This is a genomic window from Nocardia sp. MH4 (assembly GCF_019266065.1).
GTDB classification, from domain to species: domain Bacteria; phylum Actinomycetota; class Actinomycetes; order Mycobacteriales; family Mycobacteriaceae; genus Nocardia; species Nocardia canadensis.
The window spans coordinates 38253-61937 of record NZ_LPNR01000107.1 but is presented as its reverse complement, the minus strand read 5'-3'; the positions used below and the strand labels follow the sequence as shown (position 1 = coordinate 61937).

29 protein-coding genes are annotated in these 23685 nt (G+C 68.2%); 10 read left to right on the top strand and 19 right to left on the bottom strand.

The genetic code is table 11. The features are described from left to right. Positions 1 to 13: 13 nt before the first annotated feature. Positions 14 to 433 (top strand): TIGR03667 family PPOX class F420-dependent oxidoreductase, encoded by a 420-nt coding sequence (locus ATM97_RS19180; RefSeq protein WP_308248550.1) that lies wholly within the window; start codon positions 14 to 16, stop codon positions 431 to 433. Between the two features lie 49 nt (positions 434 to 482). Here ATM97_RS19180 and ATM97_RS19175 read toward each other — a convergent pair whose 3' ends face one another. From ATM97_RS19175 to ATM97_RS19165, 3 genes are all read right to left on the bottom strand, one after another. Next, positions 483 to 2219 (bottom strand): ABC transporter ATP-binding protein, encoded by a 1737-nt coding sequence (locus ATM97_RS19175; protein ID WP_218719404.1) that lies wholly within the window; start codon positions 2217 to 2219, stop codon positions 483 to 485. Next, on the bottom strand, positions 2216 to 4057 hold the full coding sequence (locus tag ATM97_RS19170; RefSeq protein WP_218719403.1) for an ABC transporter ATP-binding protein: 1842 nt from the start codon (positions 4055 to 4057) through the stop codon (positions 2216 to 2218). The genes ATM97_RS19175 and ATM97_RS19170 overlap by 4 nt, the downstream gene beginning before the upstream one ends. A 193-nt stretch (positions 4058 to 4250) precedes the next feature. Beyond that, entirely contained in the window at positions 4251 to 4460 is a 210-nt protein-coding gene (locus ATM97_RS19165) for a hypothetical protein (protein ID WP_218719453.1), read from the bottom strand. A gap of 26 nt (positions 4461 to 4486) precedes the next feature. Between ATM97_RS19165 and ATM97_RS19160 the strand changes: the two genes are divergently transcribed. The 3 genes from ATM97_RS19160 to ATM97_RS19150 all read left to right on the top strand — a co-directional run bounded on the left by ATM97_RS19160 (position 4487) and on the right by ATM97_RS19150 (position 6878). After that, on the top strand, positions 4487 to 5041 hold the full coding sequence (locus ATM97_RS19160; protein ID WP_308248549.1) for a putative glycolipid-binding domain-containing protein: 555 nt from the start codon (positions 4487 to 4489) through the stop codon (positions 5039 to 5041). Positions 5042 to 5061: 20 nt separating this feature from the next. Then, entirely contained in the window at positions 5062 to 6003 is a 942-nt protein-coding gene (locus ATM97_RS19155; protein ID WP_218719402.1) for an RluA family pseudouridine synthase, read from the top strand. A gap of 137 nt (positions 6004 to 6140) precedes the next feature. After that, on the top strand, positions 6141 to 6878 hold the full coding sequence (locus ATM97_RS19150; RefSeq protein WP_218719401.1) for a CPBP family intramembrane glutamic endopeptidase: 738 nt from the start codon (positions 6141 to 6143) through the stop codon (positions 6876 to 6878). A gap of 1 nt (position 6879) precedes the next feature. On the opposite strand, the gene ATM97_RS19145 is transcribed toward ATM97_RS19150, so the two are convergent. After that, positions 6880 to 7536 (bottom strand): TetR/AcrR family transcriptional regulator, encoded by a 657-nt coding sequence (locus ATM97_RS19145; protein WP_218719400.1) that lies wholly within the window; start codon positions 7534 to 7536, stop codon positions 6880 to 6882. A gap of 102 nt (positions 7537 to 7638) precedes the next feature. Here ATM97_RS19145 and ATM97_RS19140 point away from each other — a divergent pair, with 102 nt between their 5' ends. Next, the gene (locus tag ATM97_RS19140) at positions 7639 to 8460 is read left to right on the top strand and encodes an SDR family oxidoreductase (RefSeq protein WP_218719399.1); all 822 of its coding nucleotides are present in this window, start codon (positions 7639 to 7641) and stop codon (positions 8458 to 8460) included. A 113-nt stretch (positions 8461 to 8573) separates the two neighbouring features. Next, on the top strand, positions 8574 to 11282 hold the full coding sequence (locus ATM97_RS19135; protein ID WP_218719398.1) for a helix-turn-helix domain-containing protein: 2709 nt from the start codon (positions 8574 to 8576) through the stop codon (positions 11280 to 11282). A 308-nt stretch (positions 11283 to 11590) separates the two neighbouring features. Here ATM97_RS19135 and ATM97_RS19130 read toward each other — a convergent pair whose 3' ends face one another. From ATM97_RS19130 to rpsJ, 13 genes are all read right to left on the bottom strand, one after another. Continuing rightward, the gene (locus tag ATM97_RS19130; protein WP_218719397.1) at positions 11591 to 12028 is read right to left on the bottom strand and encodes a type II toxin-antitoxin system VapC family toxin; all 438 of its coding nucleotides are present in this window, start codon (positions 12026 to 12028) and stop codon (positions 11591 to 11593) included. Further along, positions 12025 to 12249 (bottom strand): ribbon-helix-helix domain-containing protein, encoded by a 225-nt coding sequence (locus ATM97_RS19125; RefSeq protein WP_218719396.1) that lies wholly within the window; start codon positions 12247 to 12249, stop codon positions 12025 to 12027. Before ATM97_RS19125 ends, ATM97_RS19130 begins: the two co-directional genes overlap by 4 nt. Positions 12250 to 12367: 118 nt before the next feature. Continuing rightward, a complete protein-coding gene (gene rpsQ, locus ATM97_RS19120) occupies positions 12368 to 12637 on the bottom strand; it encodes a 30S ribosomal protein S17 (protein WP_110037226.1) in 270 nt (89 codons plus the stop codon). After that, a complete protein-coding gene (rpmC, locus tag ATM97_RS19115) occupies positions 12634 to 12873 on the bottom strand; it encodes a 50S ribosomal protein L29 (protein WP_019045024.1) in 240 nt (79 codons plus the stop codon). Before rpmC ends, rpsQ begins: the two co-directional genes overlap by 4 nt. Beyond that, positions 12873 to 13289, bottom strand: a complete 417-nt coding sequence (rplP, locus tag ATM97_RS19110) for a 50S ribosomal protein L16 (protein ID WP_019045023.1) — start codon at positions 13287 to 13289, stop codon at positions 12873 to 12875. Before rplP ends, rpmC begins: the two co-directional genes overlap by 1 nt. Positions 13290 to 13292: 3 nt before the next feature. Then, positions 13293 to 14087, bottom strand: a complete 795-nt coding sequence (gene rpsC / locus ATM97_RS19105) for a 30S ribosomal protein S3 (RefSeq protein ID WP_067982377.1) — start codon at positions 14085 to 14087, stop codon at positions 13293 to 13295. Next, complete coding sequence (rplV, locus tag ATM97_RS19100; RefSeq protein WP_189030373.1) at positions 14088 to 14498, bottom strand: 50S ribosomal protein L22; 411 nt, start codon at positions 14496 to 14498, stop codon at positions 14088 to 14090. Then, positions 14495 to 14776, bottom strand: coding sequence for a 30S ribosomal protein S19 (rpsS, locus tag ATM97_RS19095; RefSeq protein ID WP_019045020.1), 282 nt, complete (start codon positions 14774 to 14776; stop codon positions 14495 to 14497). Before rpsS ends, rplV begins: the two co-directional genes overlap by 4 nt. 14 nt (positions 14777 to 14790) lie before the next feature. Then, positions 14791 to 15627, bottom strand: coding sequence for a 50S ribosomal protein L2 (gene rplB / locus ATM97_RS19090; RefSeq protein WP_019045019.1), 837 nt, complete (start codon positions 15625 to 15627; stop codon positions 14791 to 14793). Positions 15628 to 15660: 33 nt separating this feature from the next. Next, positions 15661 to 15966 carry a 50S ribosomal protein L23 gene (rplW, locus tag ATM97_RS19085; protein WP_019045018.1) on the bottom strand — a complete coding sequence of 102 codons (306 nt, stop codon included), beginning with the start codon at positions 15964 to 15966 and terminating at the stop codon, positions 15661 to 15663. Then, complete coding sequence (rplD, locus tag ATM97_RS19080; protein ID WP_019045017.1) at positions 15963 to 16637, bottom strand: 50S ribosomal protein L4; 675 nt, start codon at positions 16635 to 16637, stop codon at positions 15963 to 15965. The genes rplW and rplD overlap by 4 nt, the downstream gene beginning before the upstream one ends. Continuing rightward, on the bottom strand, positions 16634 to 17299 hold the full coding sequence (rplC, locus tag ATM97_RS19075) for a 50S ribosomal protein L3 (protein ID WP_019045016.1): 666 nt from the start codon (positions 17297 to 17299) through the stop codon (positions 16634 to 16636). Before rplC ends, rplD begins: the two co-directional genes overlap by 4 nt. Positions 17300 to 17313: 14 nt before the next feature. Then, on the bottom strand, positions 17314 to 17619 hold the full coding sequence (rpsJ, locus tag ATM97_RS19070) for a 30S ribosomal protein S10 (protein WP_003938093.1): 306 nt from the start codon (positions 17617 to 17619) through the stop codon (positions 17314 to 17316). A gap of 529 nt (positions 17620 to 18148) precedes the next feature. Here rpsJ and ATM97_RS19065 point away from each other — a divergent pair. From ATM97_RS19065 to ATM97_RS19050, 4 genes are all read left to right on the top strand, one after another. Beyond that, the gene (locus ATM97_RS19065; protein ID WP_218719395.1) at positions 18149 to 18625 is read left to right on the top strand and encodes a hotdog fold domain-containing protein; all 477 of its coding nucleotides are present in this window, start codon (positions 18149 to 18151) and stop codon (positions 18623 to 18625) included. 71 nt (positions 18626 to 18696) lie between these two features. Next, complete coding sequence (locus ATM97_RS19060; protein ID WP_218719394.1) at positions 18697 to 19575, top strand: ABC transporter ATP-binding protein; 879 nt, start codon at positions 18697 to 18699, stop codon at positions 19573 to 19575. Then, complete coding sequence (locus ATM97_RS19055; protein ID WP_308248548.1) at positions 19572 to 20753, top strand: ABC transporter permease; 1182 nt, start codon at positions 19572 to 19574, stop codon at positions 20751 to 20753. Before ATM97_RS19060 ends, ATM97_RS19055 begins: the two co-directional genes overlap by 4 nt. A 51-nt stretch (positions 20754 to 20804) precedes the next feature. Continuing rightward, positions 20805 to 21989, top strand: a complete 1185-nt coding sequence (locus ATM97_RS19050) for a lycopene cyclase family protein (protein ID WP_308248547.1) — start codon at positions 20805 to 20807, stop codon at positions 21987 to 21989. Positions 21990 to 22017: 28 nt separating this feature from the next. Here ATM97_RS19050 and ATM97_RS19045 read toward each other — a convergent pair whose 3' ends face one another. Together ATM97_RS19045 and ATM97_RS19040 are read right to left on the bottom strand one after the other, a co-directional pair. Beyond that, positions 22018 to 22875 (bottom strand): ABC transporter permease, encoded by an 858-nt coding sequence (locus ATM97_RS19045; RefSeq protein ID WP_255588044.1) that lies wholly within the window; start codon positions 22873 to 22875, stop codon positions 22018 to 22020. 5 nt (positions 22876 to 22880) lie between these two features. Next, entirely contained in the window at positions 22881 to 23684 is an 804-nt protein-coding gene (locus ATM97_RS19040) for an ABC transporter permease (RefSeq protein WP_218719391.1), read from the bottom strand. Position 23685: the final 1 nt, after the last annotated feature.

Here is a 23685-nt window from a genome sequence, read left to right as displayed (position 1 = left end):
CGAGGAGTACGCCGTGTCCGTTCTCGACGACAGCACACCCTTCGGCGCCACGGTCGCCCAGCGCCTGGCCGACGAGCACGTCCTCTGGCTGACCACCATCGGCGCCGACGGCACCCCGCAGCCGAACCCGGTGTGGTTCCTGTGGCAGGACGAGACGTTCCTGATCTACACCATGCCCGAGGCCAAGCGGCTGCATCATCTCGCCCGCAATCCGCGGGTGGCGCTGAATTTCAACAGCTCCGCCTCCGGCGGCGAGGTGGTCGTGTTCACCGGGACGGCACGCGTCGGCGAGGCGGTGTCGGACGCCACGATCGCCGACTACAGCCGCAAGTACACCCAGGGCTTCGTCGACATCAAGATGACCGAAGCCGAGTTCTTCGACACCTACTCGGTCCCGATCCACATCACCCCGGACCATCTGCGAGGCTTCTGACACACACGAGGGCCGTCTCGTCGAGCGAGACGGCCCTCGTCGTGGCGGGTCAGACCGAGACTGGCTCGAGCCGCCAGCCGGTGGCGCGTTCCCGCTCGTTCCAGAACGCGGCGTAGCGGCCGTCGAGCGCGAGCAGTTCCTGGTGGGTGCCGCGTTCGGCGATGCGGCCGCCGTCGAGGAACAGGATCTGGTCGGCGTGCGCGATCGTCGAGAGCCGGTGGGCCACGACGAGAACGGTCTTGTCCCTGGTCAGTTCGTGGATGCCACGGACCACCACCGCCTCGCTGTGCGGGTCGAGCGCACTGGTCGCCTCGTCGAGCAGGACGATCGGGGCATCCTTGAGCAGGGCCCTGGCGATCGACACGCGCTGGCGTTCACCACCGGACAGCGACGCGCCGCCCTCGCCGACCAGGGTGTCGAAACCGTCGGGCAGCCGCTCGACGATCTCGTCGACCCTGGCCGCGACGGCAGCGCGCTCGAGTTCGGCGTCGGTGGCCGCAGGCTTGCCGATGCGGATGTTGTCGGCCACCGAGCGGTTGAACAGGTAGACGTTCTGGAAGACCAGCGACAGCTGATCGAGCAGCGTCTCCGACGGCTGTTCGCGCACATCGTGTTCGCCGACCGAGACCGCGCCGGAGCTCACGTCGTAGAAGCGGGCGGCCAGCCGCAGCAGCGTGGTCTTGCCCGCGCCGCTGGGGCCGACGATGGCCGTGGTGGTCCCGGCGGGCACGGTGAAGCTCAGCTCCGACAGGACGGGCTCACCGGGCCGGTAGCCGAAGCTCACCTCGTCGAACACCACGGCGGGCGCACCCGGCGTCACCGGCTCGCTGGGCGCGGGCAACGTCGGCTCGGCCAGCAGCTCGGTGATCCGGTCGGCGGCCGCGGCGGCCGACCGCAGGGCCGCGCCCAGCTGGGCGGCCTGGTTCACCGGCTCGATGAAGCGCGAGCTCACCGCGATCAGCGCGATCGCCGCGGCCGCCGAGATCGCGCCGTCGGTCACCCGCACCACCGCGAGGTAGGCCAGCACCAGGAACACCGCCTGCACGAACAGCGCGAAGACGATCAGCCCGGGCACGGTCGCGACCATCATCTTGCGCACCGCCGAGCGCTGACCGACCAGCGCGGCGTCGAGCGCCTTGTTGCCCGCGCCGACCGCGCCGAACGCGCGCAGCACCGGCTGGGCCTGGGCGAATTCCACCACCCGGGAATCGGCTTCGGCCGCGGCGGTGTGCAGGCGGGCATCGGCGCCGGTGTAGGCGCGGTTGGCCAGGTTGTTGACCAGGTACAGCACGGGCGCGGCGAGCAGCATGGCCAGCCCGATCCGCCAATCGATGAACAGCATGCCGAGCGCGACCACCAGCGGCACGATGATGCCGGTGAGCACCTTGGCGAGCAGGTAGGCGATCAGGCCCTGCATCTCGCGGACCTGCTCGACCATCACCCGCGAGAGCGGGCCGGCGTCGCGGTCGGCGAACCAGCCCAGCGGCAGCGCGTTGAGCTGATCGCCGAGCCGGGTCTGCAGGCCACGCTGCATGCCGAGGCCGATCCGCAGGCCGAGTACAGCCTGTAGGTAACCGAAGACGACCACGCCGGCCACGGCCACGGCCATGCCGAGCGCCCACAGCCAGGCGCCGCCCAGATCGTCACCGAAGAGCGTTTCCAGCACCGGGACCAGCAGCAGATACGCGATGGCCTGGCACAGCGCCTGGAGCACGATGGCGGCGAGCAGGCGCGGGATCAGCGGGGCGAACTCGTCGGGGACGAGGCGGAAAACCTTGCGAATCATCGTGTTTCCTCCACCAGGGCGAGCGTGCCGAGCGCGGCCTCGTTGATCTCCCACAGCCGCTGATACAGCCCGCCCGCGGCGCGCAGCTCGGCATGGGTGCCCTGCTCGACGAGGGTTCCGTTCTCCAGCACCAGGATTCGGTCGACGCCGGTGATGGTGTGCAGGCGGTGCGCGATCACCAGCACAGTGCGGCCGGCCACGAGCGCGGCCAGCGCGTCCTGCACCGCGGCCTCGGATTCGGGATCGGCGAAGGCGGTGGCCTCGTCGAGGACCAGTACCGGGGTGTCGGCCAGCAGCGCGCGGGCGATCGAGAGGCGCTGGGCCTCACCGCCGGACAGGGTCGCGTCGACGCCGATCTCGGAGTCGTAGCCGCGCGGCAGCGCCGTGATCCGGTCGTGGATCTGCGCGGCCCGGCTCGCCCGCTCGATCGCCGCGTCGTCGGCGTCGGGACGCGCGATCAGCAGGTTCTCGCGGATCGAGCCGCGGATCAGGCGCACGTCCTGGAACACGAATCCGACGGTGCGGTACAGCTCTTCGCTGGTGAACTCGCGAATATCACGGCCGTCGATGGTGATCCGGCCCGCGCCGACGTCGTAGAAGCGGGGCAGGAGTTTGGCCAGCGTCGATTTGCCGGAGCCGCTCGGGCCGACCAGCGCGGTGATGGTGCCCGGGGTCAGTTCGAGGTCGAGGCCGCGCAGCACGTCATGGCCGGTGCGGTAGGCGAATTCGACCCCTTCGAAGCGGACGACGCCGTCCTGGCCCGTGCCGGGCGCGGTGGTCGCCGCGACGATGTCGAGCTCGGGGGTCTGCTGCAGTTCGTGCAGGCGCAGCGCCGCGGCGCCACCGGCCCGCAGCGCCTGCGAGCCGTAGCCGAGACCGAGCAGCGAACTGCCGATACCCAAGCCGACCAGCAGGAACGGCAGCAGGTCGAGCGGATTCACCCAGTCGAGGCCGACGAAGGCCAGCCCGCCGACGACCACGATCAGCATGACGAAGACCGGCATGACCACGATGTCGGAGGCCGACTGCACGCGCAGGATCGGCATCTTCATCCGGTGCGCCGCCTGCACCTGACCGTCGACCGCGTGCTGGAACTCGGTGTGCGCCTTGCCCGCCTGGCCGAACGCCCGCACCACCTGGATGCCGTCGACGAATTCGATGGTGGCCTCGGTGGTGCGGCGCTCCCAGCGGGTGTAGACCGCGAGACGGTCGCGGCCGTCGCGGTCCATGATCTTGCCGAACAGGAAGAAGTAGGCGATCAGCGGAATCAGCAGGACCAGGGTGAGCCGCCAGTCGACGGTGAACAGGTAGCCGAGGGTGACCAGCGGAACCACCAGCGCGCCGACGAACTCCAGCCGGGCGTGCGCCACGAGGTAGTGCAGGGCCTCCACGTCGTCGCGCAGATAGGTCTTGACCTCGCCGGAGCTGCGTTCGCCGAACCAACCGAGCGGCACCCGGGTGAGCTTGTCGGCCAGAGCCCGGCGCAGGGTGAGCTGGTACCCGGCGTCGACCGCGTGCGACCAGGTCAGCGCGACGGCTTGCAGCAGCGCGCGCACGATCAGGACGACCACGGCCGCGCCGAACAGCCACCACACCCGATCGGTGTCGACCGGGGTCTCGAGCAGTTCCCGGCAGGCCTGCACGATCAGCAGGAACGGCACGACGGTGCAGACCGAGGCGACCGCGACGAGCAGGCTCGCCGACGTCAGCATTCCCGATACCGGCGCCAGGATCTCCTTGCGCGCCCGCGCTTGCTGTTGCTTCTGCGCTTTCGCGGCCGCCTTGGGCAGCCGGTTCCCCGACTCCACCCCCGGCGGCGGCGCTACCTGCACCGTCATAACTTCTCGCCCTCTCGACCTGTCCACAGCAGTGTGCCAAGGGTAGGTTAGCCTAAGTTGAGTGGTTGTGGCCGACCGGGGAAGGTTGTGTGAACTGGCGGTCAACCCCCTCGGCAATTCGACATTCCGGGCGTAATTTCCTCTCTACCTCCGAATCCTTTCGCACGGCGGGAGAGCGAAAATGTTTGTCACGTCAATAATTTCGGCGATTGCGGACTGCCATATCGATCCCGGTCTTCTGACGCCCGACCAAGCGCATCGAGCCATGCAGATTCATCTCGAATGCAGCGTCGATCTGTGCCGGGTGCGCAGGCGCGCCCGGCACACCCTCGTCGAAGCGAAATTGATGGTCCTCGACCAGCGCGCCGGTTGACGATTGGCCGGCAGAATTCCGGGAAATCATTTCTGGTGTTCACTCCTCTGCCATCCGTGGCCGCCTGGGTGCATCACCAGGCGCGCACCGGGTTCGAAGTGACCTATTTCCGCGACGGCGAACGCGGCGTTCTCATCGAAGGATGCGCGACCGCGGTCGAGGACGGTCTCGCCTGGGCGATCGACTATCGCCTGCGGGTCGACGGCAGCTGGCACACCCGGTCGGCGCAGATCACCGGCCGCTACCCCGACACCCGGCGCTCGCTCACGCTCCGTTCCGACGGGCTCGGGCGCTGGCAGGTCGACGGAGCGCCCGCGCCCGAACTCGACGGCTGTCTCGACGTCGACCTCGAGGCGTCGGCGTGCACGAACGCGCTGCCGGTGCACCGGCTCGGGCTCGCGGTCGGGGACGCGGCCGACGCGCCCGCGGTGTACGTGCACGCCGCCGACCTCGCGGTCGGCCGGCTCCCCCAGCACTATCGGCGGATCACCGACGGCGCAGGTCAGCGCTACGACTACCAGGCGCCGAGCGTCGACTACCGGGCGACGCTGGACTACGACGAGGCCGGTCTGATCGTCGACTATCCGGGGCTGGCGCGCCGCCACGCCTGAGGGCCGACGAGACTGGCGGTATGCGACGCAGGCAGCAGCCGCCGCTGCCCAAGCGGCACGGCCTCGATCCCGCCCGGCTCCGGCTCCCGGAGGACGGGCAGTGGGCGACCGTGCGCGACCACCTGGTCGAGCGGCTGCCGCGCGTCGATCCGGCGCGAATCGACGAGATGCTGCGGGCCGGCGAGATCGTCGACCTGACGGGGCCGCTGCCGCCGGACGCGCCGTTCGTGCCGGGCGGGGCGGTGTGGTTCCACCGCGATCTGCCGGTCGAGACCGAGGTGCCGTTCGAGATCGGGATCGTCCACCGCGACGACGACATCCTGGTCGTCGACAAACCGCACTTCCTGGCGACCATCCCGCGTGGCCAGCACATCCTCCAGACCGCCCTGGTCCGCCTGCGCCGCGACCTGGACCTGCCCGATCTGATTCCGGCGCACCGGCTCGACCGGGTCACCGCGGGTCTGATCCTGTTCGTGGTGAACCCGGCGGCGCGCGGCGCCTATCAGACGATGTTCCACCGCCGCACCGTGCGCAAGGAATACGAGGCCATCGCGCCCTACGATCCGGCACTGGAACTGCCCAGGACCGTGCGCAGCCGGATCATCAAGGAGAAGCAGGTGCTCGCCGCGCAGGAGGTGCCCGGCGAGCCCAATGCCGAGACCGAGGTGGAACTGGTCGAGCACCGCGACGGGCTCGGCCGCTACCGGCTGCGGCCACACACCGGGCGGACTCATCAGCTGCGGTTGCATATGAACAGCCTCGGCGTGCCGATTCTCGGAGACGACTTCTATCCGGTGGTCACCGACAAATCCGTCGACGACTACACCCGGCCGCTGCAATTGCTGGCCGCCTCGCTCGAATTCACCGATCCGATCAGCGGACAGCCACGGCGGTTCGAGACCAGGCGCACCCTCCAGGCCTGGTCCGACCTGCCCGGATGGTCCGCGACCGCTGTCGAGTAGCTCACAGGCCGGGGCCGGTTGTCGATCTTGATGACCACACGCAGCGCCGGTCGGTCCCGGTTTCGCCCAGGAATCGCGCGCTGACCTGCGTTCATCGCACCGTTTCCATTCCGTGATATTTCCGTACACTCGGTCGGGTGCCCGTACCCGCCACCGTCGCCGATCCCCGGCCGAAGCTGCACGCCTATCTCGATATCGGCGTGGTCGTCGTCGTGCTGGCCTGCACCAATCTGATCGCGCATTTCACCACCGCGTGGGCCAATATCGTCACCGTGCCGGTCGCGGCCTTCGCGCTGCTGGCGCTGATGCGCAAGCGCGGGCTCGGCTGGGCCGAACTCGGCCTGTCCCCCAGGCACTGGCGTCGCGGCACGATCTACGCGCTCGGCGCGGTCGGGATCGTGCTCACCGCCGTCGCGATCGGCGCGATCCTGCCGATCACCCGGCCGTTCTTCCTCGCCGACCGGTACGCCACCATCTCCGGCGCGCTCATCGCCTCGATGATCGTCATCCCGTTGCAGACGGTGATCCCGGAGGAACTCGCCTTCCGCGGTGTCCTGCACGGCGCCCTCGACCGGGTGCTCGGCGTCCGCGGACTGTTCGCGGCGGGCTCGCTGCTGTTCGGCTTCTGGCACATCGCCTCCTCGCTGGGCCTGACCAGCGGCAACAAGGGCCTGTCCGGGATCGTCGGCGGCGGCCTCGTCGGCCAGATCATCGGCATCGCCCTCGCCGTCGCGGCCACCGCGGGCGCGGGCGTGGTGTTCACCTGGCTGCGCAGGCGCAGCGGCAGCCTGCTCGCCCCGATCGCCCTGCACTGGTCGCTCAACGGCGCGGGCGCGCTCGCCGCCGCCGTCGTCTGGCACACCGCGCTGCGCTGAGTCAACGCTCGTCGGCCAGGGCCGGGTCGGTGGTGCGAACGGCGGCGAAGACATTCGCGCAGACCGTCACGAGGTCGTCGGGGTGGGTGGTGCGGCCGTCCATCAGCCAGTCGACCAGCAGGTGGTTCACGCCGCCGACCACGGTGACACAGGTCAGTCTGCTGCGTTCGGGGAGCGGCTGGGCCCGTGCCGAGGCCCACAGCCCGGCGACCAGTTCGGCGTAGTCGCGCAGCACGCCGTGCCTGCGTTCCTCCATCCGCGCGGAGACGCCGACGACCTCGATCAGCACCACCCTGGCGCGGCGCGGGTCCTCGGTGAGATACCCGATGAAGGCGGCCAACCCCGCCGTGATCACATCGTCGAGGCGGGGCCCGGCACTCGACAGTGCCGCCACCGTGCGCTCGCGGAGCTGGGCGGTCGTCTCGTCGTAGAGCGTGGCCAGGCAGGACTCGCGGTCGCGAAACGACTCGTAGAAGTAGCGCTCGGTGAGACCGGCGATCCCGCACAGCTGCTTGACCGTGCCCACCGCGTAGCCCTGGGTGCCGAAGAGTTCGAGCGCGGCATCCAACAGTGCGGTTCGGCGCTGCTGGACTCGCTCCGCAGAGGTCCGTCCCGAGTACCGCCGACCCGCCGGGCGATCGGCGGACTGGTCTGTCATCGAAGTCTGTCCTTCTGTGCGACTGCGTGGAATACTAGGCCACAATTTCTGACAAGACGACATGTCAGAAGACTGTTTCCGCTGGATCGAAAGGCTTCGCCGATGAAACGCACCCACGCCGGCTCGGTCGTCGCGGTGACCGGCGGCGCCGCCGGCATCGGCCGCGAGATCGCGCGACAGTTCGCTGTCGCGGGCGCGCGCGTCTGCATCGGCGATCTCTCCGGCACGGCCGCCCGCACCACGGCGCGCGAGTTGCCGGGAACGGTGCACGGGTGCGAACTCGACGTCACCGACGAGCGCTCGTTCCACGATTTCCTCGCCACCACCGAGGCCCTGCTCGGACCGGTCGACGTGCTCGTCAACAACGCGGGCGTGATGTGGGTCGGCGCGTTCGACACCGAACCCGACACCGCCACCACCCGGATGATCGCGGTGAATCTGCACGGCGTCATCCGCGGCGTGCGCCTGGTCGCGCCCGCGATGCGCACGCGCCGCCGCGGACACATCGTCACCATCGCCTCCGCCGCGTCCCGACTATCCCCTCCCGGCGAATCCACCTATGCCGCGACCAAACACGGGGTGCTCGGCTATCTGACCGGTGTGCGGGAAGAACTCCGGGGCTCGGGTGTGCACATCTCGGTGATCATGCCGGGTGTCGTCGACACCGAATTGGCGGCCGGAACGGCCACGGGCGCAGCCGAACTCCTGCAACCCGCCGATGTCGCGCGGGCGGTGCTCGCCGTGGTCGAGCGACCGCGCTTCGAAGTCTCCCTGCCCGGCTATATCGGCCCCCTGACCCATCTCGCCGGACTGCTGCCGCAGCGGCTTCGCGATATCGTGCTGCGCCGCGCGGTACCCGACCAGGTGGCGGCGGTCGCCGGGTCGTCCGCACGCGGGAAATACGAGAAGCGCACCCTCTCCTAGATCCACCCCGATCGCCCGGTTGTCGTTGACCACGACGCGGACGGCGTTTACGCTCTCTGGCAATCACACATATGTTCGATAGTCCATATGTTCGAGTGACCGGAAGGCGCCAGATGTCCGACGATCGGTCGATGGAGGATGCCGTCAGCTCGCCGAACACCGAGATCACGGCACTCGCACAGCAGGTCGCGACCGCGCGCGGCAAGCTCCCGCTGCAACACGACACGGCGCTCTACGACGCACTCTCCGACGCCGAGATCCGGGCCGAACGCGAACTGGCCGAATGGATCCGCGCCCAGCGCCGCAAACAGCGCCGCCACGCCGTCGCCGACGAACTGGCCGCCGAACAGCGCGACCGGCGCACCGGGGCGCTCATCCGCCGCGCCGACGAGGCCGACGCCCGCTGGCACCGCAAGGCCCTGGCCGCCCGGCGCCGGGTCTCCAGCGCCGACGCGCGCCTGGCCCAGCTGTACCGGCGGGCGGAGTGGTCCTCGCGCGCACTGATCGGGGTCGTCATCCTCGGCATGGTCTGGGCGGGCGTGAACGTCCAGCACAATCTCGTGCCCAGCGGGGACATGAGCGACCCGCTGTACTGGCTCAGCTTCGGTATCGAGGCGATGATCTCGATCCCGATCATCACCATCATGGTCGCCGCCACCACCGCCGCCCGCTGGGGCCGCGAGCTCGAACGCGGCAAGGTCCTGCTGTTCGAACTGGCCCTGCTCGGCACCACCGTCGCCCTCAACGCCGGACCCCACCTGGCCTCCGGATCCTTCGGCCGCGCCGCCGAATACGCCATCGCGCCGGTGATGGTGGGTGTGGTGATCTGGTTGCACGCGTGGGTGTCGGCGCGATACGCGTTGCTGATCGAAGGGGCTTCGGTCGAATTGCCCGGGGAGGCCGGGTACTCCGCTGCCGAGCGAGTGATGTCGATGGCGGGAGTCAGCTCGGGTGCGGCGAGCGGGCCGGAACGTATTGCGGTGCAGGATGGTTCGATGCCTCGCGCGGTCGGGCGCGAGAGCGTCGGGGTTGTGCACGAAACCGTTGCGGGCGCGGTCGAGCGTGCAACGGACGCAGCTGCGCACGAAACCGGCACGGCGGCAAACATTGGCGCGGTCGGGCACGACACCGTCGCTGGCGCACACAACGGCGCGGTCGAGCGCGGGACCGTGCCGGCCGCACACGGAACCCCCACAGACGCGAACAATGGCACGGTCGGGCACGACACGGTCGCGGCCGCGCACGAATCCAGCGCGGCCGCAAACGAATCCGTTGCGGTCACACACGATGTCGCGGTCGAGGCCGAGGCCCTCGCGGCTGCCCACGGATCTGGCGCGGCCGCACATAATGGCGCGTTCGAGCGCGAGACCGTGACGGTCGCACACGGTGGCGCAGTCGGGCGCGAGACCGTGACGGTCGCACACGCCGGCGCGGTCGGGCACGGAACCGTCTCGGTCGCAAACGATGTCGCGGGGACGTCGGCGACGGGGCAGTCGGGGGTTGCCGCCGACAAGGAGCGCGCCGCGATGCTCGCAGGTGCCGCGCAGACGAGTGCGCTCGAACCGCAGGAGACTTCCGTAGCGCAGGTAGTCGCACCGGTGACGACTGCGATGGACTACGCCGACTCCGAAGCGTCGACGTTGCGGGATGCCGCACCGGAACTTGCCGCCGCGCAGGTCGACTCGGGTTCCGTCGAGACCCTTGCTGGTCGCGGTCAGCTCACTCATGGTCTCCGGCGGCCGTCTGCCGACAAGGTGACCGCGCCCGGCACCCTCGAGCTGATCCACAAGGCTGCCGCCGAGTACCGGCGCAACGGCGACCACGCCCGCGTCAACGGTGCGGTGCCCACGCTGCGGCGAATACCGGTCACCGCCGCCGCGCAGCCCACTGCGGGCGAGGCCACCGGTACCGACCCGGTTCCCGAGGCGACGGCGCACGCCGGCTCCGTCGCCCGTGACCGCAACGGCGACACCGCGGCACCCACCGAATCGGTAGTGGTGCACAACGATCCACAGGCACCGGTCGACGTGCCGGAACAGCTCACCCTGACGCCGGACCTCTCGCCCACGTCCGAGCAACTGCCGAACACCGGCCCGGCGCAGCGGCGCACGGTGCGCGAGCCCGCACCGAAACAGCAGTCCACCAAGCCTGCGGCGGCTCCTAGGTCCGAGCCGCACCTGACAGCAGCCGCCACCGTCTCGACACAGCTCGACTCGGCTTCCGTCGTCGAGCAGCAGCCTTCAGCCGATGAGCTGTCGACCGCGACAGACCAATTGACGAATTCGGTAGCGGCGAGCATCGAACAGCGGCTGACTACGGAGTCCGCAGCGAGCATCGAACGGCAGGTCGCGCAGTCCGCAGCACGCGACGGTCAGCAGCAGGCCACGGAGTCTGCGGCGCGCGATGCGCAGCAGCTCGATGCGCCGGAAGCCGTTACTCCCGAATCGGAGTCGCCTTCGCGGGTCGAGCCGAGCACTCTCTCGACGAGGCAGCCGACGAAGGTCGCGGCGATGGTGGCGGCTCCCGCGAGCGAGCAGTTGCCCGAACCGGTCGAGCCCGATCTCGACGACGAGGACGCCGACGACCTCATCGACGAGTACGACTTCGACGACGACACCGAGGTTCGCGCCCTGGCCCGCCAGATCGCGCACCGCAGCCCGCTGCGCCTGACGCTCGATCAGATCGAAGAGATCCTCGAGCTCACCGATCAGTCGTGGTCCGCGCGCAGCATCGGGGCCGAAGTCGGCGTCTCCGGCAGCACGGTCACCAATATCGTCGAGTTCGCCCGCAAGATCCGTCAGCCGTACGCCTTCACCGGCTGACCACCGACCGCGCCCCGGCCCCGGCTCCTACGGGGCCGGGGACGCTTCACCCGCGACGGACCGGCGACCGCCTTCGTCGTGGTCCGCAGGACCGAGCGGCGAAGTGCGGCACCCGCACCAACGCCCCGAGCAACACGGTATTGCGCACCGCCCCGATCGACAGCACGTCCCGATAGGCCCGCATCGACGGATGCGTGACAGCACCCACCCCGCCACCGATTTTCCCCGGGTACCTAGCCAGCATGTCGAGGTCGTCGCCAGACGCCCGGCAGCGGTCAGGTACGCCGGGGATTCGTCAGCGGCACCAGTCATTCACAGTCGTCGGGAAACAGCCGGAATGCCGGGTAACCGTTCAGTGGCCGAAGGACGCGGAAGTCGCGGCGATCAAGCGTGAGAATAGCGTCGGTGTCGTATTCCGCCGCCAACGCCACACAGACCGCATCGACCAGATCCAGATCCAGACCGTCGTAGGTCCCACGCACCGAGATCGCGGTGGCCAGCTGAGTGGCATCGACCTGAGCGAGGACGACACGAGTGGACGCGATGCGCTCTGCCAACAAGCCGAGAATCCGGTCGGCCACCTTTCGCCCGGCCCGGACACTCGCCACATGATGAACCTCGGTCAACGCCAACGGGCTGACCACGAGCGCACTCGCCGAATCCGCCGCGCGCCGAACCGCGAAGTGCTCCGGGTCCGAGCGATTGAACATCGCGAGCAGTCCAGAAGTGTCAGCGACAACGATCATGCGGACCGATTCATCGCGTCACGAATATCGTCCTTGCCGATCGGGCCACCGAGGTCGAAGGTTTCATCGTCTGCGAGTAACGGCGTCTCCCACTGTCGATTGCGCAAAAGGTAGGCACGCAGCGCATCGCGCATGATCTCGTTCTTGGACCGACCCTCGCCGTCTGCTTGAGCAGCGAGCGCCGCCTCTTCGTCATCGGTGAGCCGCATTGTCCACGCCATGAAACCCATGGTATCAACGATGAAACCACAGCGGTATGACCCGAGGAACGACGAAGGCCCGCTTCCCAGGGGGAAACGGGCCTTCGCTGCAACGATCTCGATGGATCGAGGAGGGACCTTACTTGGCCTTCTCCAGGACCTCGACCAGACGCCAGCGCTTGGTGGCCGACAGCGGGCGGGTCTCCATCAGCTGAACGCGGTCGCCGACGCCGGCGATCTCGTTCTCGTCATGCGCCTTCACCTTGGAGGTGGTGCGAATGATCTTGCCGTAGAGCTTGTGCCGGTGACGGTCTTCCAGCTCGACGACGATCGTCTTGTTCATCTTGTCCGAGACGACGTAGCCGCTGCGTACCTTGCGGCTGTTGCGCTCTTCCTTGTTCTCGCTCATGCCGCATCTCCCTTGCCAGCGGGTGCCGTGGCCAGGCCGAGCTCGCGCTCACGCATGACCGTGTAGATCCGCGCGATCTCATGACGGACGACGCGCAGACGTCGGTTGTTGTCGAGCTGACCCGTCGCCATCTGGAAGCGCAGGTTGAAGAGCTCTTCCTTGCTCTCGCGCAGTTTGGCCACGAGCTCTTCTTCGTTGAGCTCGCGGAGCTCTGCGGCCGGTGTTCCGGTAGCCATCAGAACTGCTCCTCCCTGGTCACGATCCTGCACTTCATCGGGAGCTTGTGCATCGCGCGGCGCAGGGCCTCACGAGCGATCTCCTCGTTCGGGTAAGACATCTCGAACATGACCCGACCGGGCTTCACGTTCGCGACCCACCACTCCGGCGAACCCTTACCGGAACCCATGCGGGTCTCGGCAGGCTTCTTGGTGAGCGGGCGGTCGGGGTAGATGTTGATCCAGATCTTGCCGCCACGCTTGATGTGGCGGGTCATCGCGATACGCGCCGACTCGATCTGACGGTTGGTGACGTAGGCGGGCTCGAGAGCCTGGATGCCGTACTCACCGAACGCCACCGCGGTGCCGCCCTTGGACATGCCGGAGCGACTCGGGTGGTGCTGCTTGCGGTGCTTGACCCTACGGGGCATCAGCATGCGTCAGCCCTCCTGACTCTCTGCCGGAGCCTCCGCCACTGCAGTGGCGGCACGCCCGACCTCGGTGCTGGTCGCGGTGGTGCCGGTGGCGCCGGACCGACGGGGGCGGCTCGGACGCTCGCGACGCGGGCGCTCCGGAGCAGCAGCGGCAGCGGTCAGCTCACGACGACCACCGACGATGTCACCCTTGTAGATCCAGACCTTCACGCCGATGCGACCGAAGGTGGTCTTGGCCTCGTAGAGGCCGTAGTCGATGTCCGCGCGCAGCGTGTGCAGCGGGACGCGACCCTCACGGTAGAACTCCGAGCGCGACATTTCGGCGCCACCGAGGCGGCCCGAGCACTGCACGCGGATGCCCTTGACGTTCGGCGAACGCATGGCCGACTGAATGGCCTTACGCATCGCGCGACGGAACGCCACACGGTTGGACAGCTGCTCGGCCACACCCTGAGCAACCAGCTGCGCATCCGACTCGGGGTTCTTGACCTCGAGGATGTTCAGCTGAACCTGCTTCTTGGTGAGCTTCTCCAGCTCGGCGCGGATGCGGTCGGCCTCCGCGCCACGACGACCGATCACGATGCCGGGACGCGCGGTGTGGATATCCACACGGACGCGATCACGGGTGCGCTCGATCTCGACCTTCGAGATGCCTGCCCGCTCCATGCCGGTGGCGAGGAGCTTGCGGATCTGAACGTCTTCCTTCACGTATTCCGCGTACTGCTTGTCCGCGTACCAACGCGACTTCCAGTCGGTGGTGATACCGAGGCGGAAGCCATGGGGGTTGATTTTCTGTCCCATTTACTTTGCCCCTCCCTTCCGGCGGCTACGAGTGGCGCCGGCGGTGGGCACGCTCTCGACCTCGATGGTGATGTGGCTCGTGCGCTTGCGAATCCGGAACGCGCGGCCCTGGGCCCGCGGCTGGAAACGCTTCATGGTGGCACCCTCGTCGACGAAAGCCGTCGAGATGACCAGGGTGGCCGGGTTGAGGCCGAGGTTGTTCTCGGCGTTCGCCGCGGCACTGGCCACGACCTTGGCGACCGGCTCGCTCGCGGCCTGCGGCGCGAACTTCAGGATCGCCAGGGCATCCTCGACACGCTTGCCGCGGACCAGGTCCACGACGCGACGCGCCTTCATCGGGGTGACCCGCACGTGCTTAGCGGTAGCGCGGGCAGTCGGGTTCTGAACCGTTTCGGTGTTGGTTTCAGTCATCGCCGCTTGCTCTTCCGGTCGTCCTTGACGTGGCTCTTGAACGTCCTGGTCGGCGCGAACTCACCGAGCTTGTGGCCGACCATGTTGTCCGACACGAACACCGGGACATGCTTGCGACCGTCGTGGACGGCGAAAGTGTGGCCGATGAAATCGGGGATGATGGTCGAGCGACGCGACCAGGTCTTGATGACCTGCTTCGTGCCCTTCTCGTTCTGCACGTCCACCTTCGCGAGGAGGTGGTCGTCGACGAACGGGCCCTTCTTGAGGCTGCGTGGCATTTCTTACCTCCTCCTTAGCGCTTCTTGCCGGTCTTGCGGCGGCGAACGATGAGCTTGTCGCTCGGACGGTTGGGCTTACGGGTGCGGCCCTCAGGCTGACCCCACGGGGAGACCGGGTGGCGACCACCGGAGGTCTTACCCTCACCACCACCGTGCGGGTGGTCGACCGGGTTCATGACGACACCACGGACGGTAGGACGGCGGCCCTTCCAGCGCATACGGCCGGCCTTGCCCCAGTTGATGTTCGACTGCTCGGCGTTGCCGACCTCGCCGACGGTGGCGCGGCAGCGCACGTCGACACGGCGGATTTCACCGGAGGGCATACGCAGGGTCGCGTACGGCCCCTCCTTGCCCAGCAGCTGAATGCTCATGCCTGCGGCACGGGCCATCTTGGCGCCGCCGCCCGGACGCAGCTCCACGTTGTGGATCGTGGTACCGGTCGGGATGTTGCGCAGCGGCAGGTTGTTGCCCGGCTTGATGTCGGCCGTGGGGCCGGACTCGATCGGGCTGCCCTGCTGGATGCCCTTCGGCGCGATGATGTAGCGCTTCTCGCCGTCGGCGAAGTGCAGCAGTGCGATGTTGGCGGTGCGGTTGGGGTCGTACTCGATGTGAGCGACCTTGGCCGGGATGCCGTCCTTGTCCAGGCGACGGAAGTCGATGACACGGTAGGCACGCTTGTGACCGCCACCGCGGTGACGCGTGGTGATGCGACCGTGCGCGTTACGACCACCGGACTTGGTGAGCGGGCGCAGCAGCGACTTCTCCGGCGTCGACCGGGTGATCTCGGCGAAGTCCGAGACGCTGGAGCCACGACGGCCCGGCGTTGTCGGCTTGTACTTACGGATTGCCATGAGTTCTTCTCTACTTTCTGGATGACCAGCCGCTTACGCGACCGGGCCTCCGAAGATCTCGATGGGCTTGCTGTCGGCCGAGATGGTCACGAGCGCGCGCTTGGTGTCCTTGCGCTTGCCGTAACCGAAGCGGGTCCGCTTGCGCTTGCCCTGACGGTTGGCGGTGTTGACGCTGGTGACCTTGACGCCGAAAACCTTCTCGACGGCGATCTTGATCTGCGTCTTGTTCGAATCCGGGTGCACCAGGAAGGTGTAGGTGCCTTCCTCGATCAGTCCGTAGGACTTCTCCGAGATGACCGGTGCGAGCAGGATGTCGCGGGGGTCGGCGATGGTGCTCACTTGCTCTCCTCCTGGGCCGCCTCGGCGGGACCGTGAACGAACGCGTTCAGGGCCTCGACGCTGAACACCAGTTCGTCGCTGTTGAGGACGTCGTAGGTGTTGAGCTGATCCGGGGCGATCGGCAGCACGTTCTGCAGGTTCGCCACGCTCTTCCACGCGGCGACGTCCTCGCGACCGACGACGACCAGGAACTTCTTGCGGTCCGACAGCTCGGACAGGAAGCTCTTGGCGGCCTTGGTCGACGGGGTCTGACCCGCGACCAGCTCGGTGATCACGTGGATGCGCTCGTTGCGGGCCCGGTCGGACAGGGCGCCACGCAGAGCGGCGGCCTTCATCTTCTTGGGGGTCCGCTGGCTGTAGTCACGCGGCTGCGGGCCGTGGACGGTGCCACCGCCGGCGAACTGCGGCGCACGGGTCGAACCCTGGCGGGCGCGGCCGGTGCCCTTCTGGCGGTACGGCTTCTTGCCACCACCGGAGACCTGACCACGAGTCTTCGTGGCGTGGGTGCCCTGGCGAGCGGCGGCCAGCTGCGCGATGACGACCTGGTGCATCAGCGCGACGTTGGCGGTCACGTCGAAGATCTCCGCGGGGAGTTCGACGGTGCCTTCGGTCTTGCCGCCTGCGGCCTTCACGGTCAGCGTCAGGTTGGCCTTCTTGTCGAGGCTGGTCATGCGTGCGCACCACCCTTCACGGCGCTCTTGACGATCACGACGTTGCCCTTGCGGCCCGGGATGGCACCCTTGACCAGGAGCAGGCCGTTCTCGGCGTCGACCTTGTGAACCGAGAGGTTCTGCGTGGTGACGCGGTCGTTACCCATACGGCCCGACATACGCATGCCCTTGAACACGCGGCCGGGAGTGGCGCAGCCACCGATCGAGCCCGGGCGACGGTGCACAGCCTGCGCACCGTGCGAGGCGCCCTGGCCCTTGAAGCCGTGGCGCTTCATGGTGCCGGCGAAGCCCTTGCCCTTGCTGATACCGGTCACGTCGACGTAGGTGCCCTCTTCGAAGACATCGGCGGAGAGCTCCTGGCCGACCTCGAAGGTGGAGGCATCCGCGACGCGGATCTCGGTGACGTGGCGGCGCGGGGTGACACCGGCCTTGGCGAACTGGCCGGAAGTCGGCTTGTTCACCTTGCGCGGGTCGATGGCGCCGAAAGCGATCTGGACGGCCGAGTAGCCGTCGCGCTCCACGGTGCGGATCTGGGTGACCACGTTCGGGCCCGCCTTGATGACGGTGACCGGGACGACGCGGTTCTTCTCGTCGAAGACCTGGGTCATGCCGAGCTTGGTGCCCAGGATGCCGGCTGCGGGCCGGTTCTTGTTGTCAGTCATATCTCGAGTCCCCGTCACTGAATGTTGACGTCGACGCTGGCCGGCAGGTCGATGCGCATGAGCGCGTCGACCGTCTTCGGCGTCGGGTCGAGGATGTCGATGAGGCGCTTGTGCGTACGCATCTCGAAGTGTTCGCGCGAGTCCTTGTACTTGTGCGGCGAACGGATGACGCAGTACACGTTCTTCTCGGTGGGCAACGGCACAGGCCCGACCACACGGGCGCCAGTGCGGGTCACCGTCTCCACGATCTTGCGCGCAGACGCGTCGATCGCCTCGTGGTCATAGGCCTTGAGCCTGATGCGGATCTTTTGTCCCGCCACGCTAAGTGTCCTTTTCTCCGCTTTCCTTCGTGGTCACAGGAGCTGGCTCCTGCACCACCCTCATTTGCACAGCCCGAACACACGAAGACGTCTCAGTTTGGAGACCGCAACCGGGCACCGCCCAGTCCTCGCCGCTGTTCATCTGTCATGGTTCTCCGGCCCACGCGGTCGGGCGTGTCGCCTTCTCGCTCATTCTTCAGCCCTGGTCACTTGCTCACCCTTGGCCTGGAACGTGGTCCCGGACGTATCCACACCGGCTAGCCGGAGAGATACAAACTACTGCTCGCCTCGCTCGACCCGTCTTCTCCGTGGAGAAGACATGATCCTGTGCAAGGCAACCCGAACAGTATGCACCATGCCGACGACGCTCTTCAAATCGGGGGTCCTGAGGTATCGATCACGCCCCAACAGGGCCATCTACCTGGACCGCACCGCCGGCTGAGCTGTACCGACCCATGGTAGCTGGCACGACGCTACCGCTGGTCGGCAGAGGGTTCCGCGCTACCTTACTTTTGAGTAAGATACGGGCATGGCACAGGAAACCGCGACGTACCGCGGCTGGAAGAAACTGCCCGACAACCGACTCGGGCACACGCTGTTCTCGCTCGGCATGGTCGCTCGGGTGCCCTACTTCGGCACGGTGCTGCCCCAGGTCGTGCGGCTCGAGCCCGGCGTCTGCGAGGTGACCTCGCCCAAGTGGTTCGGCATCCACAACCACCTGGGCACCTTCCACGCGATCGCGGCCTGCAACCTCGCCGAGGTCGCGATGGGCATGCTCAGCGAGGCCACCGTGCCCACCACTCATCGCTGGATTCCCAAGTCGATGAACGTGCAGTACCTGGCCAAGGCCGAGTCCGGACTGCGCGCGGTCGCCCGGCTGACCGAGATCCCCGACTTCGACGCGATCACCGAGGGCACCGAACTCACCGTCCCCGTGTCGATCTACGACAAGGACGGCATCGAGGTCGTGCACGCCGACATCACCACCTGGGTCACGCCGCGCTGAGCTGAACATCGGGCCCTGAAAAGCGTTGGATCGGTACGGTTGTGGCGAGACGACAACAGACGGGGAGTTCGATGTTGGAAGTCGCGCGACTGGTCCGGCGCTTCGGCGACAACGTGGCGGTCGACGAGGTGTCCTTCGCCGTGCCGCCGGGGGCGCTGACCGGCTTCGTCGGGGGGAACGGGGCGGGCAAGACCACCACCATGCGGATGATCATGGGGGTGCTGGCCGTGCACGGCGGCGAGGTCAGATGGGACGGGCGGGCGGTGACCGCGCTCGATCGCCGCTCGTTCGGATACATGCCGGAGGAGCGCGGGCTGTACCCGAAACAGCCGGTGTTCGATCAGCTCGTCTACCTGGCCAGGCTGCGCGGACTGAGCGCGGCCGAGGCGAAGGCGCGGGCCACCGAACTGCTGGAACGCTTCGGTCTCGGGGCGAGGAGCAAGGACAAGCTCGAGTCGCTGTCGCTGGGCAACCAGCAGCGGGTGCAGATCGCGGCGGCGGTGATCGCGCAGCCGACCGCCCTGATCCTGGACGAGCCGTTCTCCGGGCTCGATCCGGTCGCCGTCGATTCCATGGCCGAACTGCTGCGCGAGTACGCCCAGCAGGGGGTGCCGGTGCTGTTCTCCTCGCATCAGCTGGATCTGGTCGAGCGGTTGTGCGATCAGCTGGTGATCCTCGCCGCCGGGCGGGTCGTCGGGCAGGGCACGGTGGCGGCGCTGCGGGCGACGAGCGCGGCGCGATATCGGCTGGTCACCGATGGTGACCCGGGGTGGTTGCGGGAGTTCGCGGGGGTGCGGGTGGTCGAGACGAACGGATCGGCGGCGGTCATCGAGCTGGCCGGGGCGAGTACCGACGCGGTGCTCGCCGAGGCGCTGGCGCGGGGGTCGGTGCGCGAATTCGCCGAACTGCGGCCGACGGTGGCCGAGATCTACCGGGAGGTGACGGCGTGAGTACCTCCGCGTCGCGGGGCGTGTGGCGGATCGTCGCCGCCAGGGAGATCGTGGTGAAGCTGCGTGATCGCAACTTCGTCATCTCGACGGTGATCACCATCGTGGCCATCGTGGCGTCGCTGGCCGTGAGCGGGTTCGTCAGCAGCAGACCCGACAAGATCGAGGTCGCCGTCACCGGGCCGGAGACGGCGGCGGTGGTCCAGGCGGCCGGTGGCCTGGCCGCCGCGGCCGACACCGACATCACCTTCACCGCTTATCCGCTCCCGGATCGGGCCGCCGTCGAGCAGCAGGTGCGCGACGAGAACGTCGAAGTCGGGCTGGTGCCGGTGGACGGCGGCTGGCAGCTCATCGGTAAGACCGCCGAGAACGACGACGCCACCACCTACATCACCGCCGCCGCCGCGCAGCTCGCGTTGCAGCGCAATGCCGAGGCCGCCGGAGTGTCGCTCGAAGAGCTGGCGCGCGGTGCCGGGGTGACCTACGCGCTGCTGGAACAGGGTGGGGTCGATCCCGGGCTCGCCAAGATCGTGGCGTTCGTGTTCGCGTTCCTGTTCTATCTGGCGTCGGTGCTGTTCGGCATGTCCATCGCGCAGAGTGTGGTGGAGGAGAAGCAGAATCGGATCGTCGAGATCCTGGCCAGCGCGATGCCGTTGCGGCAGTTGCTGATCGGCAAGGTGGCGGGTAACGCGGTGCTGGCGTTCGCGCAGCTCAGCCTGTTCGTCGGCGCGGGACTGATCGGCTTGGCCGCCACCGGGCAGGCCGATCAGCTGGGCCGGATCGCCGGTGCGGCAGGGTGGTTCATCGTCTTCTTCCTGGTCGGCTTCCTCGCCCTGGCCAGCCTCTGGGCGGTGGCGGGCTCGCTGGCGACCCGCAGCGAGGACCTCCAGTCCACCGCCACTCCCCTGTCGATGCTGATCATGATCGTGCTGTTCGCGGGGATCTTCCTCAGCGGCACGGCCCGGGTGATCGCCTCCTACGTCCCGATCATGTCCATCGTCGCCATGCCGGGCCGCCTCGCCGACGGCACCGCCGCCTGGTGGGAACCGTTCCTCTCGCTGGCCCTGATGGCGGTGGCCACCTACGGCATCGTGGTCGTGGCCGAACGCATCTACCGCCGCTCGCTGATGCAGACGCAGGGCCGACTCACCGTCCGCCAGGCCCTGGCCCTGGAGGACTGAGCCGAGCAGCGGTGCTTGCGCCGTGCGGTCCGGTGCGGTTTGAATGCGGGCGTGAGCGTTGTGCGGGAATTCGATATCTGCGTGGTCGGGCTGGGTCCGACCGGGCGGGGGTTGGCGCATCGCGCCGCGGTGGCGGGGCTGCGGGTGGCGGCGGTGGATCCCCGGCCGGAGCGGTTGTTTCCGCCGACGTTCTCGTGCTGGATCGACGAGCTGCCGACGTGGCTGCCCGCGAGTGTGATCGCGCAGCGGATCGAGGCGCCCACGGTATGGACCAAGACCGAGCATCGGATCCAGCGGCCCTACTGTGTGCTGTCCAAAGCCGGGTTGCACGCGGCCCTGGCCCTCGATGACGCCACCGTGTTCGCGGATCGGGCGCGCCGCGTCGACCAGCACGAAGTCGAACTCGCGGACGGGACGGTGCTCTCCGCGGCGGTCGTGTTCGATACCCGCGGGTTGCCCGTGCTGGGGCGGCGCCGGGCGGCGTCGGCACACGGGATCTTCGTCGACGCGGAAACCGCGGCGCCGATGGTGGCCGACGGCGAGGGGCTGCTGCTGGACTGGCGGCCCGAGAACGGTGCCGGTCCCGACGAGCCGCCGTCGTTCCTCTACGCGGTGCCGCTGGGCGACGGGACGGTGATCTTCGAGGAGACCAGCCTGGGCTTACGCGGCGGGATGCCGCAGCACGAGCTCCGCAAGCGAACGCTGCGCAGGCTCGCGGCGCACGGCATCCGGCTCACCGGCGACGAGCCGCACGAGGCCGCGCACTATCCGCTGGACCAGGCGCCGCCGAAGAAGGGCACCGCGGTCGCCGTGCCGTTCGGTTCGCGCGGCGGAATGATGCACCCGTGCACCGGCTACTCGGTGGCCGACTCGCTCGCCCTCATCGACACCGCGATCGATGCCGTTCAGCAGGGCCGCGACCCCATCGCCGCGCTGTGGCCGTGGCAGGCGCGGGCGGTGTACTGGATGCGGATGCGCGGATTGTGGGGTCTGGGCCGGCTCACCACCGACCAGTCGATCGCCATGTTCGAGGCGTTCTTCACCGAATCCGAACGCGGTCAGCGGGCCCTGCTCTCGGCCCACGCCGACTACACCGCGCTCGGCGCCGTGCTGTTCAACACCGTCGCCCACACCTGGCCGTTCCGCTGGCGCTACGACCTGGTCGGCTGGACCAACCGCGATCGCTGGCTCGACTACCCGTTCGCCCCCGCGAACGAAGAACGGCACGTGGGCTGACCCACGTGCCGCTCGCTGCCGGAAGGACCTACGAGGTCTCGGCGGCCTTCTTGTAGCCCACGATCGCCGGGTAGGCGAAGACCGCGATCATGCCCACGGTCCACGCCACCGTCTTCAGCAGCGGCTCGGCGACCGGGCCGCCGTAGGACAGCCCCTTCATCGCGTCGATCGCGCAGCTCATCGGCTGGTTGGCGACCACGTCCTGCAACCAGGTCGGGTAGGCGAAGACCGGGACGAAGCCGGTGTTGAAGAACATCAGCAGGGTGTTGAGGATGCCGATCAGGCTGATCAGCATCACGCCCTCGGTGATCGTGGCCAGGGCCGTCACCATCACCGCGAAACCGAGGCCGAACAGCACCGGCACGAAGATCAGCGCGATATTGGTGAGCGGGTCCTCCATGAACAGGAAGCCCAGCGGCACCGCGACGAGCAGCACGATGATCGTGGTGATCAGGATGCGCAACGCCTCGGCCAGCAGCCTGCCGGTCAGCAGCGAGGCCTTGTTCAGCGGCATCGTGTAGAAGCGACTGAGCAGGCCCGCCGCCTTCTCGCGTTTGAAGCCGAGCGCGCTCACCACCGCGCCGGTCATGGCCGCGACCAGGGTCAGCAGCGCGGCCTGGCCGTAGATGCTCGGGATGCCGGTGGCCGCGGTGATCGAATCACCGAGCACGATGCGGAACATCAGCAGCGTCACCGCCGGATAGACGATGGTCTGGATGGTGGTCGACGGGTCGCGCAGCCACACCATCAGCAGCCGTTTGCACTGGATCAGGCTGTGGGTGAACCACACCGAGACCGAGCCTTCCGGCTTGGCGTGCACCACGGGCAGCTCGGCGGCGGTGGCCGCCACGGACGCGGGCGGTTGGATCCGTTCGGTCGTATCCATTGTTGTCATGATCGCCTCACACTCGCCCACACCGCCAGTGGGAGGAACAGGATCGCCAGTCCGCCCAGCCACACCAGCGACACCCAGGTGCCTGCCCAGCTCAGGTGACCGGCGGCCATATCGCTGAGGGTGTGCGCGAACTGCGAGATCGGCTGGTTGCGCGCGAACGGCCGCACCCAGGCCGGGAAGCTGGCCTCGGGCACGAACCCGGTCGACATCATGCCGAAGATCAGGATCGGCAGGGTGAGCGCCTGGCTGAGCGCCTCGGGGTTCTTGGTGAGGCTGCCCAGCGCGTCGGCGCCGAGCGTGAGCACGATGCCAACGGCCAGCGCGAACCCGCAGAAGGCCAGCGCCTGCAGCCAGCCGCCGGTGAACCGGAAGCCGATCAGGTAGCCGTAGCCGACGGTCGCGATCAGCGACACCACCGACCGCACCAGACCGGCGCAGATCCGCGACATCAGCGGAACCAGCGAGCCGATCGGCATGGTCTGCAATCGTGTGCTCAGACCGGTGAGCGCCTCGAACGCCGCCAGCTGCGCGTTCGACATCATCGTCATCGCCATGGTCTGCAGCACCACGATGGGCATGACGTACTGCGCGTAGTCGATGCCCTGCACCTTCATCACGTACCGCAGCGGCAGATAGAAGGCGACGGTGACGACCAGCGGGGTGAGCACGGCGACGACCAGCTCGCCCTTGGTGGCCATGGTGCGAACGATGCGCCCGGTCAGCGCGCGCCACTGCGCGAAGCTGCTCGGTCGCACCTCGGGTAGCTCGGCGAACAGTGTGCTCGCCGCGGGAGCGGACACA